The sequence below is a fragment of the Saccharopolyspora dendranthemae genome (assembly GCF_007829955.1).
Classification (GTDB): domain Bacteria; phylum Actinomycetota; class Actinomycetes; order Mycobacteriales; family Pseudonocardiaceae; genus Saccharopolyspora; species Saccharopolyspora dendranthemae.
The window spans coordinates 12,980-26,335 of record NZ_VIWX01000004.1 but is presented as its reverse complement, the minus strand read 5'-3'; the positions used below and the strand labels follow the sequence as shown (position 1 = coordinate 26,335).

Here is a 13,356-nt window from a genome sequence, read left to right as displayed (position 1 = left end):
GCGAACGTGGGCGCCACCCCAGGGGTGACGCCCACGTTCGCTTCGGGGGTCAGGTGATGAGCTTGGCCGTACGGCGCAGCGTTTCGGCCGCGTCGGTGACGATGCCGTCGATGAGCTCCTCGCAGCTGGGGAGCTCGTCGATCATGCCTGCGACCTGGCCCGCCGGCAGGACTCCGGCGTTCGGACGGCCGTCCACCAGCGCCGACTTGATCAGCATCGGCGTGTTGGCGGCGAGCAGGACCCGGCTGAGCGGGAGCTTCTGGGCCTTGCGCATCGCCAGCCCGTCGGTGATCAGCTGCTTCCAGCTCATCCCGGTCAGCGACTTGAACGCGACCGCCTGCCGCAGCGCGTCGGGAAGTCTCCGGACGAGGCTGCTGGACTCGGCCGAGTCAGTGAGGTCGGTGCGCAGCATCCGGTGCGGGAGGCCGTCGACCTTGGACGTGACGACGGTGTCGCCGACCTGAGCGTCCAAGTAGGACCGCTTGACCTCGTCGGGGACCCTGCTGTCAGTGCTGAGCAGGAAGCGGGTTCCCATCGCCACTCCGGCCGCCCCGTAGCTCAGCGCGGCGGCCAGGCCGCGGCCGTCGAAGAACCCGCCCGCGGCGATGACCGGGATGTCCACCGCGTCCACGACCTGCGGCAGCAGCAGCGTCGTGGCGACCGCACCGGTGTGCCCGCCGCCCTCACCGCCCTGCACCAGCACCGCGTCGGCGCCCCAGGCGGCGACCTTCTCGGCGTGCCTGCGGGCGCCGATGGACGGGACCACCACGACCCCGGCGTCCTTGAGCTTGCCGATCAGCCGCTGCGAGGGCGCGAGGGCGAAGGAAGCGACCTTGACGCCCTCCCGGATCAGCAGGTCGACGCGCTCCTCGGCGTCGCCGGCGTCGGCGCGCAGGTTCACCCCGAACGGCTCGCCGGTGCGCTCCTTGACCTCCCGGACCGCGTCGGTGAGCTGCGGCAACGTCATCGTCGCCGAGGCCAGGACGCCGAGGCCGCCCGCGTTGGCGGTCGCCGAGACCAGGCTCGGGCCCGCCACCCAGCCCATACCGGTCTGCACGATCGGGTGGCGGACGCCGGTCAGATCGCACAGCGGTGTGCGCACCAGCTGCTCGATCACGACGGAACCTCCTTGTCGCGCAGCCCCTTCGGATCGATGCGGTCGCGGATGAGCGAGAGCTCCTCGTCCGTGGGCGATCGGGTCTCGGCGACGTCGCCCGCGGCGAGCTCGAAACCGGTCTTCTCGCGCACCTCGTCCACGCTCACGCCCGGGTGCACCGAACGCAGCCGCATCGAGCCGTCCGGGCCCTGGAAGTCCAGCACCGCGAGGTCGGTCACCACGACCTGCACGTCGTGGTACTTCGCGCCGACCTGCTTCGCCCGGTCGTGCCCGACACCGGCCACCAGGTCCACCGACTCGACGAAGATCTTGGTGCTGTGGTTGGGGATCCAGTAGTTGGTGGTGTGGTTGACCGAGTTGCCCGGCGCTCCGCGCACACCGATCAGCTGCACCTTGGGCTGCGCCCAGTCGCCGATGCGGGAGATGTTCTGGTTGCCGAACCGGTCGACCTGCGAGGCGCCCATCATCACCCGGCGCTTCCCGCCGGTGAGCAGGTCGAGGACCTTGTTGTAGGGCAGCCATCCCTCGACCGTCCCGGTGGATTCCTCGCCCAGCGCGGGCGTTTCGGACAGCAGCATCGCCTCGCCGTCGGACATCAGCAGGTCCGGTGCGGTGGTCAGCCGTGCGAGTCGCGCCCCGATCGAGGGGATCGTGCCGAACGGCGAGGCGATGGCCGCCCCCGCGTCGGCGAAGCTGTCGGCGCAGGCGACCGCGCAGATCTCGGCTCGGGTGATCGTCATGCCGGTACCTCCGCGCGCGCGTGGAACTTCTGGACCGCTGCCTGGTACTGCTCCTCGTCGCCGTCCAGGAACTCCGCGCGGAACGCCTCCCACTGGCCGGGTTTCGCGCTGGCGACGTAATGCCGCTGGAACGCCTCGTCGCGGCCGTAGTCCGGCACGCAGCTGGTGAAGTGCGCGCCGTGGGGCGTCTCCACCACGCCGTGCGGGTAGAGCCGGTTGATCAGCAGCGTCTGCGGCGGAGCGGTCTCGGTGAGCTCCTCGGTCTCCACGATCCGCTCGCAGCTGAGGAAGCTGCGTTCGGCGGCCGCGCACATCAGGTCGTCGAAGTACGGGTCGGGGCCGAGGTACTGGCCGTTGCCGTAGCGGTCGGCGCGGTTCATGTGCACCAGCGCGACGTCCAGGTTCAGCGCCGGCATCGCGACCAGCTCCTCGCCGTCGGCGTAGGGGGAGCGGACGGTGCGCAGGTCCGGGTTCAGCGCCATCACGTCGGAACCGAGTCCGGCTCGCGTGGGCAGGAACGGCAGGCGCGCCGCTGCCGCGCGGAGCCCGGCCAGCACCATGCCCTCGTCGTACTCGGCCACGTCGAGCTCGCCGCGCTGGCGGGCCGCCCGGAAGTGCGGGTCGAGCGGGATCGAGTCCAGCGAGACGAAGCCGTAGACGACCTTGCGGAGCTTGCCCGCGGCGCAGAGCAGACCGACGTCCGGCCCGCCGTAGGAGACCAGCGTCAGGTCCTTGAGGTCGGAGCGCAGGATCGCGCGCACCAGGGCCATCGGCTTGCGCCGCGAACCCCAGCCGCCGATGCCGATCGTCATGCCGTCGCGGAGCTGGGCGACCACCTCGTCAGCGGCCAGTTGTTTGTCCTGCACCTACGCCTCCTTCTCGCGGCCGAACTCGGCGCGGATCTTGTCCGACACCCCGGTGAGGTTGAGCTCGAAGGTGAAACCCTGCTCGAACCGGTAGCTGCGGTTGACGTCCACCGGGTCGATCCCGTTGAGCGCGGCCTTGGCCTTGCGGATCACCAGCGGGTCCTTCGCGGCGATGTCGGACGCCACCTCCAGCGCTGCGTCCAGGAGTGCCTCGCGCGCAACGACCTTGTGCACGGATCCGAACTCGGCGAGCTGCTGCGCGGTCGCCGTCTGTCCTGTGTAGAACATCGCGCGCATCATGTGCTGCGGCACCAGGCGGGAGAGGTGCGTGGCGGCGCCGAGCGCGCCGCGGTCCACCTCCGGCAGGCCGAAGGTCGCGTCGTCGCTGGCGACGATCACGTCGGAGTTGCCGACCAGGCCGATGCCGCCGCCCACGCAGAAGCCCTGCACGGCGCTGATCACCGGAACCGGGCACTCGTAGACGGCTTTGAACGCCTCGTAGCAGCCGTTGTTCACGGCGACCAGCTTCTCGTGGCCGGGGTCGGCGGCCAGTTCCTTGATGTCCACACCCGCGTTGAAGCCGCGTCCCTCGGCCCGCAGCACCACGACCCGGGTCTGCTCCTGGGCGCCGCTGTCGCGCAGCGCCTCGGCGAGGTCGAACCAGCCCTTGACCGGCAGAGCGTTCACCGGGGGGTGGTCGACGGTGAGGACCACGATTCCGCCGTCCCGCCGTTCGATTTGCGTGCCCATGCCACCTGCCAAACCTAGCACTTGTTTGGTTGGGTTGTTACCGTAGCAACATCGCAGGACACCCCGCCAGGGGCGAAGGATCAGGGAGCGGCGGATGGGCATCGAGATCGACCTGACCGGCCGGGTCGTGCTGGTCACGGGCGGAACGCGCGGGATCGGCGCAGGGATCGCCGAGACGTTCCTGCGAGCCGGGGCGGAGGTCTACGTCTGCGCGCGCAAGCCGGTCGAGCAGCTGCCCGCGTCCGGATCGAACGAAGCGCGGTTCATCGAGGTCGACGTGCGCGAGGGAGAGCAGGTCGCGCAGCTCGTCGAGGAGATCCAGCGGCGTTCCGGGCGGCTGGACGTGGTGGTGAACAACGCCGGGGGAACTCCCGTCGCCGACACCGTCACCGCGTCGATCCGCTTGCACCGCAAGGTCGTCGAGCTGAACCTGATCGCACCGCTGCTGCTCGCGCAGCACGCGCGCGACGCGCTCGCGGAGACCCACGGCTCGATCATCAACATCAGCAGCGTCTCGGGCCGGCGCCCGTCGCCGGGAACGGCCGCCTACGGCGCGGCCAAGGCCGGGCTGGACAACCTCACCGGCAGCCTCGCCCAGGAGCTCGCCCCCGACGTCCGGGTCAACGGCGTGGTGGTCGGCCTGGTGCGGTCGGAGGACCAGGCCGATCACTACGGCCAGTCCGACCTGACCTCGATCGTCCCCCTCGGACGCCTCGCGGAGCCGTCGGACGTGGGCAACGCCTGCCTCTTCCTCGCCTCACCGCTGGCCTCCTACATCAGCGGTTCCACCCTCGCGGTCGACGGCGGAGGCGAGAGGACCGCCTACCTCAACGCGGTTCGCACCTGACCACCCGCACGCCCGACCGTCCCACCCCGCCGGGATTCCGGGCGGGTTCCGTGGTTCTGGGGAACTTTCTCGTTCGCAACGGTTTCTAGGAGGTAGCACGTGATCTGCGAGGACAGGGTCGTCATCGTGACCGGGGGTGCGCGCGGGTTGGGCCGGGCGCACGCGCTGGAGTTCGCGCGGCAGGGCGCGAAGGTCGTCGTCAACGACATCGGCGTGCAGCTGGACGGATCCGGTGGTGACGGGTCGGCCGCGGCGGAGGTGGCCGAGGAGATCCGCGCGCTGGGCGGTCAGGCCGAGGTGCACGGCGCCGACGTGGCCGACTGGGATCAGGCGCGGGAGCTCGTGGAGTTCGCGGTCGAGCGGTTCGGCCGGCTGGACGTGCTGGTCAACAACGCCGGTTTCGTCCGCGACCGGATGTTCGTCAACCTCGCCGAGGACGAGTGGGACCAGGTCATCCGCGTTCACCTCAAGGGGCACGCCGCGACCATGCGCCACGCCGCGCAGCACTGGCGCGATCGGGCCAAGGCCGGCGAGACCGTGCGGGGGCGGATCGTCAACACCACCTCCGGCGCAGGCCTTCTCGGCAGCGTCGGGCAGTCGAACTACGCCGCGGCCAAGGCGGGGATCATCGCGCTGACCCTCAACACCGCGGCCGAGCTCACCCGCTACGGCGTCACGGTCAACGCCATCGCGCCCTCGGCCCGCACCCGGATGACCGAGACCGTCTTCGCCGACATGATGGCCCAGCCCGGCCAGGGATTCGACGAGATGGCCCCGGAGAACGTCTCGCCGCTCGTGGCCTGGTTGGGCAGCGTCGAGTCCGACGAGGTCACCGGCCGGGTCTTCGAGGTCTCCGGTGGCGACATCAACGTCGCGACCGGCTGGACGCGCGGCCCCTCGCGCGATGCCGGACGCCGCTGGAAGGCCGACGAACTCGGTCCGGTGGTGGGAGAACTGCTCGCCAAGGCTCCCGTTCCGGACCCCGTCTACGGCACCTGAGCAGCAGGGGTGGTACATCTCTTTTGAGCAAGTTCGCCGGACGACGGGGTGGAGGACAGGGTGAGCGAATCGCGGCACGCATGGATCGAGCCCGGCGTGGAAGAGGTCGGGCCCGGCGTGCACCGGATTCCGCTGCCGCTGCCGAACGACGGCCTGCGCGCGGTCAACGTCTACGCCATCGAGGACTCCGACGGGCTGGTGCTCATCGACTCGGGTTGGGCGCTGGAAGAGGCGCGCACCCAGCTGGAGAAGGGGCTCGGCGAGATCGGCTACGACTTCGCCGACGTGCAGCGGTTCCTGGTCACCCACGTGCACCGGGACCACTACACGCTCGCGGTGCAGCTGCGCCGCACGTTCGGGTCGAAGATCAGCCTCGGAGCGGGCGAGCAGCCGACGATGGACGCGATCCTCGCCGGCGGCACCGAACTCGCCGAGCTGCGTCGGCTGCAGCGCTGGGGCGCCAACGAGCTGATCGGCAAGCTCGCCGAGGCCTACGGCGGCACACCGCCGGAGCGCAAGGAGAAGAACCCCTACGAGCAGCCGGACGAATGGCTGCACGGCAAGGTCGAGATCCCGCTGGGCTCCCGCACCCTGCTCGCCGTGCCCACTCCCGGCCACACCCGGGGACACGTCGTCTTCCTCGACGCCGACTCGTCGACGATGTTCTCCGGGGACCACATCCTGCCGCACATCACGCCGTCCATCGGCGTGGAATCGGCCCGCCCGGAGCTGCCGCTCGGCGACTTCCTGGATTCGCTGCGGCTCATGCGGACGTACCCGGACCTGCGGCTGCTGCCCGCGCACGGCCCGGTCGGCGGCAGTTCGCACCAGCGGGTCGATGAGCTGCTGCAGCACCACGACGAGCGCCTGCAGCAGACCGCCGAGGTCGTCAGCGGTGGAGCCGGGACCGCCTACGAGGCGGCGCGGAAGCTCGGCTGGACCCGGCGCAACAAGGACTTCTCCGAGCTCGACCTGTTCAACCAGGTGCTCGCCGTCGGCGAGACCAGCGCGCACCTGGACCTGCTGGTCGAGCGCGGCGAGCTGAGCGCCGTCGAGAACGGTGACGCGGTGGAGTACTCAGGCCAGCAGTAGCCGGACGGTCAGCTCGAGCCGGCTGGACACGTCGGAGGCCGAGGCACGGCGGGTCACCCAGGCGACCAGGTTCGACAGCCACACGTCGCCGATCACCCGCGCGATGGCCCGCTGCTCCTCGGTGGGCTCGTCGGGGGTCATGGCCTGGGTGAACAGCTGCTCCATCAGCAGCGCCACGGTGTCGACCTCGTTGGCGACCGAGGTGTCGGCGAACATGAACGCCCTGGTCATCGCCTCGGTGAGCTCGGGATTGCGCTGCAGCTGGCGAGTGGTGCGGCTGAGCACGTGCAGGACCCGGTCGTAGGCGGTGTCGCCCGGGATCTTCGAGCGGTCCATCTTCTCCTGCTCGCGGGCGAACTCCCGCGCCAGGCCGACGACCAGCAGGTGGATCTTCGACGGGAAGTACCGGTAGAGGGTGCCGAGCGCGACATCGGCCTTCTCGGCCACCGCGCGCATCTGCACAGCGTCGTAGCCGCCCTTGTTCGCGAGCGCGATGGTGGCGTCGATGATGCGTTTGCGCCGCTCGGCCTGCGCCGTGGTGCCGGTGGCGCCGCCCCGGAGTGCCTCCAGCACGTTCTGCGAGCTTTCCATGGTTCGGGCTCTCCTTGAACATTCGACGGACATCGGGTGACGGCGGAGCGTGTTCGTCGCCACGCGAATCATCGTCCGGGGCTACCAACGGGTTAAGGTAAGCGGGTTACCTCGACCGAAACATGTTCCAGTCTACCCAGCCCGCGGCCCCCGGGCAGTGTGAGGTGAATCGTGCGGATCGCGTTGCTTTCCTATCGGAGCAAGCCGCATTGCGGTGGGCAGGGCGTCTACGTCCGCTACCTCAGCCGCGGCCTGGCCGAGCTGGGGCATCACGTCGAGGTGTTCTCCGGGCAGCCCTACCCGGAGCTGGACCCGGGTGTCGATCTCACCCCCGTGGACAGTCTTGACCTCTACAACGACGACGACCCGTTCCGGACTCCGCACTGGCGTGAGCTGCGCGATCACATCGACCTGCTCGAGGTCGCCACGATGTGGACCGCGGGTTTCCCCGAGCCGATGACCTTCAGCATGCGCGCCGCCCGCCTGCTCGCGGCCCGCGCGCACGAGTTCGACGTCGTGCACGACAACCAGTGCCTGGGCTCGGGTCTGCTCTCGTTGCAGCGGGCCGGGATTCCGCTGGTCGCCACCGTGCACCACCCGATCACCCACGACCGCCGGGTGGACCTCGCCGCGGCGAAGCTCTGGAAGAAGCCCACCGTGCACCGCTGGTACGGCTTCACCAAGATGCAGGCGCGCGTCGCCCGTCGGATCCCGCAGCTGCTGACCGTGTCGCAGAACTCCGCGGACGACATCCGCGCGGACTTCGGCGTCGGCCAGGAGCAACTGCGGGTCGTGCCGCTGGGCGTCGACGCCGACGTGTTCACGCCGCCGACAGCACCGCGCGTGCCGGGCCGCATCGTGGCCATGGCGAGCGCCGACACCCCGATGAAGGGCGTCGGCACGTTGCTGGAGGCCGTCGCGAAGCTGCGCACCGAGCGCGAGGTGGAGCTGGTGCTGGTCAGCAAGCTGACGCCCGGTGGGCCGACGGAGCAGCGCATCGAGGAGCTCGCGATCGGCGATGTGGTCCGCACCGTCAAGGGCATCAGCGACCAGGAGCTCGCCGAGCTGCTGGGTTCCGCGGAGGTGGTGAGCGTTCCGTCGCTCTACGAGGGGTTCTCGCTGCCCACGGTGGAGGCGATGGCCTGCGGCACGCCGCTGGTCGCCAGCCGCGCGGGCGCGATCCCCGAGGTGGCGGGCCCGGACGGCGAGTGCGCCGACCTGGTGCCGCCGGGCGATGCCGAAGCCCTGGCCAAGGCGCTCGAAGGGCTGCTCGATTCGCCGGAGCGCCGAGGTCGCCTCGGCGCCAACGGACGCGAACGGGTGCTGGCCCGCTACAGCTGGAAATCCGTGGCAGCGGCGACCGTCGACTGCTACGCCGAAGCGATCGCGCGCAGCCCGCGCGGTGGGAAGGGAGCAACGCGTTGCTGACGGTGGACTTCGACAGGCTCGGCGTGCGGCCGGGACAGCGAGTGCTGGACCTGGGCTGCGGCGGTGGCCGGCACGCTTTCGAGCTGTACCGGCGCGGCACCGACGTGACCGCCTTCGACCAGGACGTCGAAGAGCTGGAGAACGTGTCCGCGATGTTCGCCGCGATGGAGGCCGAGGGCGAGGTGCCGGAGGGCGCCAAGGCCCAGACCGTCTCCGGTGACGCGCTCGCGCTGCCGTTCGCCGACGGGGAGTTCGACGTCGTCATCGCCTCGGAGATCATGGAGCACATCCCCGAGGACGAGAAGGCGATGCGCGAGCTCGTCCGCGTGGTCAAGCCGGGCGGACGCGTCGTCGTGACCGTCCCGCGCGCGTGGCCGGAGCGGATCTGCTGGGCTCTGTCCGACGAGTACCACCAGGTCGAGGGCGGGCACGTGCGGATCTACTCCGCCGGGGAGCTGATCGGCAAGCTCACCGACGCCGGGCTGCGCTACGCGTTCCGCGACCACCAGCACGCGCTGCACGCGCCGTACTGGTGGATCAAGTGCGCGGTGGGCACCGACAACAACGATCACCCGCTGGCCAAGGCGTACCACGCGTTCCTGGTGTGGGACATGATGAAGGCACCGTGGATCTCGCGCACCGCCGAGAAGCTGCTGAACCCGGTCGCGGGCAAGAGCATCGCGGTCTACCTGGGCAAACCGGGGGCGGCGCGTGCCGGCGCCTGAGCTGCCGGGCGTCGTCTCCGCGGAGGCTCTCGTCCAGACCGGCAAGGCCATCGCGTCCGTTCAGCTCCCGTCGGGGGAGATCCCGTGGTTCCCGGGCGGTCACACCGACCCGTGGGACCACGTGGAGTGCGCGATGGCGCTGACGGTCGTCGGGCAGGTCGCGGAGGCCGAGCGCGCCTACGAGTGGCTGCGCACGACCCAGGGCGCTGACGGTTCCTGGCCGCTCCAGGTGCGCGACGGTGTGGTGGAGGACGCGGGCGCCGACACCAACTACTGCGCCTACCCGGCCGTCGGCGTCTGGCACCACGTGCTGATCACCGGCGACGAGGAGTTCGCCGAGCGGATGTGGCCGATGGTGCGCGACGCGATCGACTTCGTGCTCACCGCGCAGCACCAGCGTGGCGAGATCGACTGGGGCATCGGGGAAGCAGGCCCGACCGGTGAGGCCTTGCTGGCCGGCAGCTCCAGCATCCACCAGAGCCTGCGGTGCGCGCTGGCGCTGGCGGATCGCGTCGGTGAGCAGCAGCCGAGCTGGGAGGTGGCCGTCGGCCGCCTCGGCCACGCGCTGCGCAGGCATCCGGAGGCGTTCACTCCGAAGACCCGGTACTCGATGGACTGGTACTACCCGATCCTCGGTGGAGCGGTCCGGGGCGAGGCCGGGCGCCGGCGAATCGACGAGCGCTGGAACGACTTCGTCGTGGACGGCCTCGGAATCCGCTGCGTCGACGACAACCCGTGGGTCACGGGTGCCGAAACGTGCGAGCTGGTCCTGGCTCTGGACGCCCTGGGCGAGCACGACCGCGCGGTGGCCCAGCTCGCCGCGATGCAGCACCTGCGCGATCCGGACGGTTCCTACTGGACCGGCTACGTCTTCGCCGACGACAAGCGCTGGCCGGAGGAGCAGTCCTCCTGGACCGCGGCGGCCGTCGTCCTCGCCGCCGACGCCCTCACCCGGACTTCCTTGGGCAACGGCATCTTCCGCGGCGAGGGGCTCCCGCAAGGCCTCCCGGTCGAGAACGCCTCCTGCTGCGAGTACGAACACACCCGCTGATACCGCCACCGCGGCCGGAGGCGGTGAAGTCGTGGGGTGGGGGAAGTTTTCATGAAAACTTCCCCCACCCCACGAACTGTCAGGGGAGGGCGCCGGGCTCTCCTGCGGTGCGTTCGAGGACGCGCATCGAGCCGGTGACCCGCGTTTCGGTGAAGGCTCCCGTGTCCAGCGCGCGCCGGTAGATGTTGTACGGGGCCTGGCCGCCGTCCTCGGGGTTCGGGAAGACGTCGTGGATGACCAGCGCGCCGCCCGGTGCGAGCCAGTGCGCCCAGCCCTCGTAGTCGGTGATGGCGGCCTCCTCGGTGTGGCCGCCGTCGATGAACAGGAAGGTCAGCGGGGTCCGCCAGAAGCCGGCGATCGTGCCGGAGCGGCCGACGACGGCCGTGACCTCGTCCTCCAGCCCCGCCCGGGCGAGGGTGCGGCGGAACTCGCCGAGGGTGTCGAGCTTGCCGACGGTGGCGTCGACCAGGCCCGGGTCGTGGTACTCCCAGCCGGGCTGGTGCTCCTCGGAGCCGCGGTGGTGGTCGACCGTGACGATCCGGCCGCCGGTGCTGCGCGCGGCAGCACCCAGGAAGATCGTGGACTTCCCGCAGTAGGTGCCGATCTCGACGCCCACGCCCGTCCCCAGGTAGGCGGTGGCGGTCTCGTGCAGTGCCAGACCCTCGTCGGTGGGCATGAACCCGGTCGCTCGCTCGGCGAGGTCGAGCAGTTCCGCAGGCATCGACGGGTGGTGCTCGCGTTCGGTGGTCGATCCCTGCGTCACGTGGTGCCTCTTTCGACTAGCTGCTGGTGCGCATTGCAGGGTACCCGGTCCACCCGCTAGCTTGTTAGAACATGTTCTAATTCTCGCAGTGCGGGCGCGGACGAGGAGGCGTTGTGCCGATCGCGATCACCGAGGAGCAGCGAGGGCTGCAGGAATCCATCCGGTCCTGGGCCGAGGGCTTGGGCACCGACCCGGTGCGCAAGCTGGAGAACGCCGATGCCCCGGTCTGGCACGAGGAGGAGACCTGGACCGGCCTGACCGAGATCGGCGTCTTCTCCTTGATCACCGAGCAGATCGGCACCCTGGCCGATCTCGCGGCCGGGCTGGAGCAGGCCGCCGACGCGCTGGTGCCCGGACCGGTGTGGTCGACCGCCGTGGCGGTCGGGCTGCTCGGCGGGGCGGACTTCGCCGAAGGCAGGGCCACCGCGGCCCTCGCCCTGGAACCCGGCGAGCTGGTCGGGACCCGATCAGGCGACGAGCTCGTGGTGTCCGGCCGCATCGGCGCCGTTCCCGGTGCCATGGGCGTGACCCACCTGCTGCTGTGCGCCCGGGTGGACGAGCAGGACGTCTGGTTCCTGGTCGGCGCGGAGCAGGTCGAGCGAACGGCCCGCCCCTCGCTCGACCCGTCCCGGCCCGTCGCCGAGGTCGTGCTGCACGACGTCGCGGTTCCTGCGGAGAACGTCCTGGCCGGCCGTGACGTGCGCGACCTCGCGGTCACGCTCGCCGCCGCCGAGGCCGCCGGGATCGCCGGGTGGTGCCTGCGCACCGCGGTCGACTACGCCCGCACCCGCGAGCAGTTCGGCCAGGTCATCGGGTCGTTCCAGGCGATCAAGCACCTCTGCGCCCAGATGCTGTGCAAGGTCGAGAAGGCCACCGCCCTGGCCTGGGACGCCGCGCGCGCGGCCGAGGACGCACCCGACGAGCACCCGCTGGCGGCGGCGGTGGCGGGAGCGGCGGTCTTCGACGCAGCGGTGGAGGTCGCCAAGGACTGCATCCAGGTGCTCGGCGGCATCGGCTTCACCTGGGAGCACGACGCGCACCTCTACCTGCGGCGAGCGCTGGCGCTGCGGCAGACCGTCGGAGGTTCCGCCGTCTGGCGCCGCCGGGTCGCGGACCTCTCCGCGTCCGGAGCGCGCAGGACGCTGAGCCTGTCCACCGAACTCCCCGAGGAGCGGCGCGGTGAGATCCGCGGCGCGGTCGAGGAGATCGCCGGGCTCTCCCCGCAGCAGCAGCGAATCCGGCTCGCCGAGACCGGTTACCTCGCCCCGCACTGGCCGAAGCCCTACGGCTGCGGCGCGACCCCGCACGAGCAGCTGCTCATCGACGAGGAACTGGACCGGGCGGGCGTGCAGCGCCCGGACATGGTCGTGGGCAACTGGGCCGTGCCGACGATCGTCGAGCACGGGACCGACGCCCAGCGGGAGCGGTTCGTCTGGCCGACCCTGCGCGGCGAGATCGTCTGGTGCCAGCTGTTCTCCGAACCGGGCGCCGGCTCCGACCTCGCCGGTCTGCGCACCAAGGCCGAACGCGTCGACGGCGGGTGGAAGCTGACCGGGCAGAAGGTGTGGACCTCCCTGGCCCAGGAAGCGGACTGGGGGATCTGCCTGGCCCGCACCGACCCGGACGCGCCGAAGCACCGCGGCATCAGCTACTTCGTGGTCGACATGCGCTCCGAGGGCGTCACGGTCCGCCCGCTGCGCGAGATCACCGGTGTCGAGCGGTTCAACGAGGTGTTCCTCGACGACGTCTTCGTCCCGGACGAGTGCCTGGTCGCCGAACCGGGCCAGGGCTGGAAGCTCGCGCGCACCACGCTGGCCAACGAGCGCGTCGCGCTCGGCGGCGGCTCGAGCCTCGGCCAGGAGGTCGAGCGGCTGCTGGCCGATACCGCGGACACCGACCCGTCGGTGCGAGAACGCCTGGGCGCCGCCGTCGTCGAAGGACTGGCCGGATCGTTGCTGCGGTTGCGGGCGACGCTGCGCAGCTTGCAGGGGAAGGGGCCGGGCGCCGAGTCCAGCGTGGAGAAGTTGCTGGGCGTCTGGCACCGCCAGAACGTCGCGGAGCTCGGCGTCGAGGTGCTCGGTGCCGAAGCGCTCGTGATGGAGGCGGAACCGGTGCACGAGGTGCTGCTCACTCGTGCGCTGTCGATCGCGGGCGGCACCACGCAGATCCTGCTCAACGTGATCGCCGAGCGGATCCTCGGGCTGCCGCGCTAGGGGTGTCGAGCGACTCCCCGAGCTCACCGGTGCGGGCTGAGCGCGGCCTCCGCCGGGTTCGTGCGCGGCACGGCTCGACGGCTTCCGGTGCTCGCTCCCGTCGCCTTTCGCGCGACGGGAGCGGAGCGCCTCGCGCGCGGTTCCCGAGGCTTGCGCAAGGGGTCGCTGGGACGG

The 13,356-nt window shown here is 70.9% G+C and carries 13 protein-coding genes; 7 read left to right on the top strand and 6 right to left on the bottom strand.

What is annotated here, in order from left to right:
• Positions 1 to 49: 49 nt before the first annotated feature.
• From FHU35_RS18890 to FHU35_RS18875, 4 genes are read right to left on the bottom strand one after another with little or no spacing between them, the layout of a single operon-like run.
• Entirely contained in the window at positions 50 to 1,102 is a 1,053-nt protein-coding gene (locus tag FHU35_RS18890; RefSeq protein WP_222429450.1) for an NAD(P)H-dependent flavin oxidoreductase, read from the bottom strand.
• Between the two features lie 11 nt (positions 1,103 to 1,113).
• On the bottom strand, positions 1,114 to 1,857 hold the full coding sequence (locus FHU35_RS18885; protein WP_145741590.1) for a CoA-transferase subunit beta: 744 nt from the start codon (positions 1,855 to 1,857) through the stop codon (positions 1,114 to 1,116).
• On the bottom strand, positions 1,854 to 2,723 hold the full coding sequence (locus FHU35_RS18880; protein ID WP_145741587.1) for a CoA transferase subunit A: 870 nt from the start codon (positions 2,721 to 2,723) through the stop codon (positions 1,854 to 1,856). Before FHU35_RS18880 ends, FHU35_RS18885 begins: the two co-directional genes overlap by 4 nt.
• Positions 2,724 to 3,473 carry an enoyl-CoA hydratase family protein gene (locus FHU35_RS18875; RefSeq protein WP_145741584.1) on the bottom strand — a complete coding sequence of 250 codons (750 nt, stop codon included), beginning with the start codon at positions 3,471 to 3,473 and terminating at the stop codon, positions 2,724 to 2,726.
• Between the two features lie 94 nt (positions 3,474 to 3,567).
• On the opposite strand from FHU35_RS18875, the gene FHU35_RS18870 reads away from it, so the two are divergent.
• The 3 genes from FHU35_RS18870 (at position 3,568) to FHU35_RS18860 (ending at position 6,411) form a co-directional block, all read left to right on the top strand.
• Positions 3,568 to 4,320: an SDR family oxidoreductase gene (locus tag FHU35_RS18870; RefSeq protein WP_186459504.1), complete on the top strand. Its 753-nt coding sequence runs from the start codon at positions 3,568 to 3,570 to the stop codon at positions 4,318 to 4,320.
• A 102-nt stretch (positions 4,321 to 4,422) separates the two neighbouring features.
• A complete protein-coding gene (locus FHU35_RS18865) occupies positions 4,423 to 5,319 on the top strand; it encodes an SDR family oxidoreductase (RefSeq protein WP_222429449.1) in 897 nt (298 codons plus the stop codon).
• 60 nt (positions 5,320 to 5,379) lie between these two features.
• Positions 5,380 to 6,411, top strand: a complete 1,032-nt coding sequence (locus tag FHU35_RS18860) for an MBL fold metallo-hydrolase (RefSeq protein WP_246110414.1) — start codon at positions 5,380 to 5,382, stop codon at positions 6,409 to 6,411.
• On the opposite strand, the gene kstR is transcribed toward FHU35_RS18860, so the two are convergent.
• Positions 6,397 to 7,002 carry a cholesterol catabolism transcriptional regulator KstR gene (gene kstR, locus FHU35_RS18855; RefSeq protein ID WP_145741576.1) on the bottom strand — a complete coding sequence of 202 codons (606 nt, stop codon included), beginning with the start codon at positions 7,000 to 7,002 and terminating at the stop codon, positions 6,397 to 6,399. The genes FHU35_RS18860 and kstR overlap by 15 nt on opposite strands.
• A gap of 171 nt (positions 7,003 to 7,173) precedes the next feature.
• Here kstR and FHU35_RS18850 point away from each other — a divergent pair, with 171 nt between their 5' ends.
• The 3 genes from FHU35_RS18850 to FHU35_RS18840 are packed head-to-tail and all read left to right on the top strand — an operon-like array spanning position 7,174 to position 10,206.
• Positions 7,174 to 8,430 (top strand): glycosyltransferase family 4 protein, encoded by a 1,257-nt coding sequence (locus FHU35_RS18850; RefSeq protein ID WP_145741573.1) that lies wholly within the window; start codon positions 7,174 to 7,176, stop codon positions 8,428 to 8,430.
• Positions 8,431 to 8,432: 2 nt separating this feature from the next.
• Positions 8,433 to 9,155, top strand: a complete 723-nt coding sequence (locus tag FHU35_RS18845) for a methyltransferase domain-containing protein (RefSeq protein ID WP_246110472.1) — start codon at positions 8,433 to 8,435, stop codon at positions 9,153 to 9,155.
• Positions 9,142 to 10,206, top strand: a complete 1,065-nt coding sequence (locus FHU35_RS18840) for a prenyltransferase (protein ID WP_186459503.1) — start codon at positions 9,142 to 9,144, stop codon at positions 10,204 to 10,206. The genes FHU35_RS18845 and FHU35_RS18840 overlap by 14 nt, the downstream gene beginning before the upstream one ends.
• Positions 10,207 to 10,285: 79 nt before the next feature.
• Here FHU35_RS18840 and FHU35_RS18835 read toward each other — a convergent pair whose 3' ends face one another.
• A complete protein-coding gene (locus tag FHU35_RS18835; protein WP_246110413.1) occupies positions 10,286 to 10,969 on the bottom strand; it encodes a class I SAM-dependent methyltransferase in 684 nt (227 codons plus the stop codon).
• A 113-nt stretch (positions 10,970 to 11,082) separates the two neighbouring features.
• Between FHU35_RS18835 and FHU35_RS18830 the strand changes: the two genes are divergently transcribed.
• Positions 11,083 to 13,182 carry an acyl-CoA dehydrogenase family protein gene (locus FHU35_RS18830; protein ID WP_145741568.1) on the top strand — a complete coding sequence of 700 codons (2,100 nt, stop codon included), beginning with the start codon at positions 11,083 to 11,085 and terminating at the stop codon, positions 13,180 to 13,182.
• Positions 13,183 to 13,356 lie beyond the last annotated feature (174 nt).

What these genes read in the sequence shown, in the direction of transcription:
- FHU35_RS18885 (WP_145741590.1), bottom strand. Translation starts at nt 1,857, where the DNA reads ATGACGATCACCCGAGCCGAGATCTGCGCGGTCGCCTGCGCCGACAGC.
- FHU35_RS18875 (WP_145741584.1), bottom strand. Translation starts at nt 3,473, where the DNA reads ATGGGCACGCAAATCGAACGGCGGGACGGCGGAATCGTGGTCCTCACC.
- FHU35_RS18870 (WP_186459504.1), top strand. Translation starts at nt 3,568, where the DNA reads ATGGGCATCGAGATCGACCTGACCGGCCGGGTCGTGCTGGTCACGGGC.
- kstR (WP_145741576.1), bottom strand. Translation starts at nt 7,002, where the DNA reads ATGGAAAGCTCGCAGAACGTGCTGGAGGCACTCCGGGGCGGCGCCACC.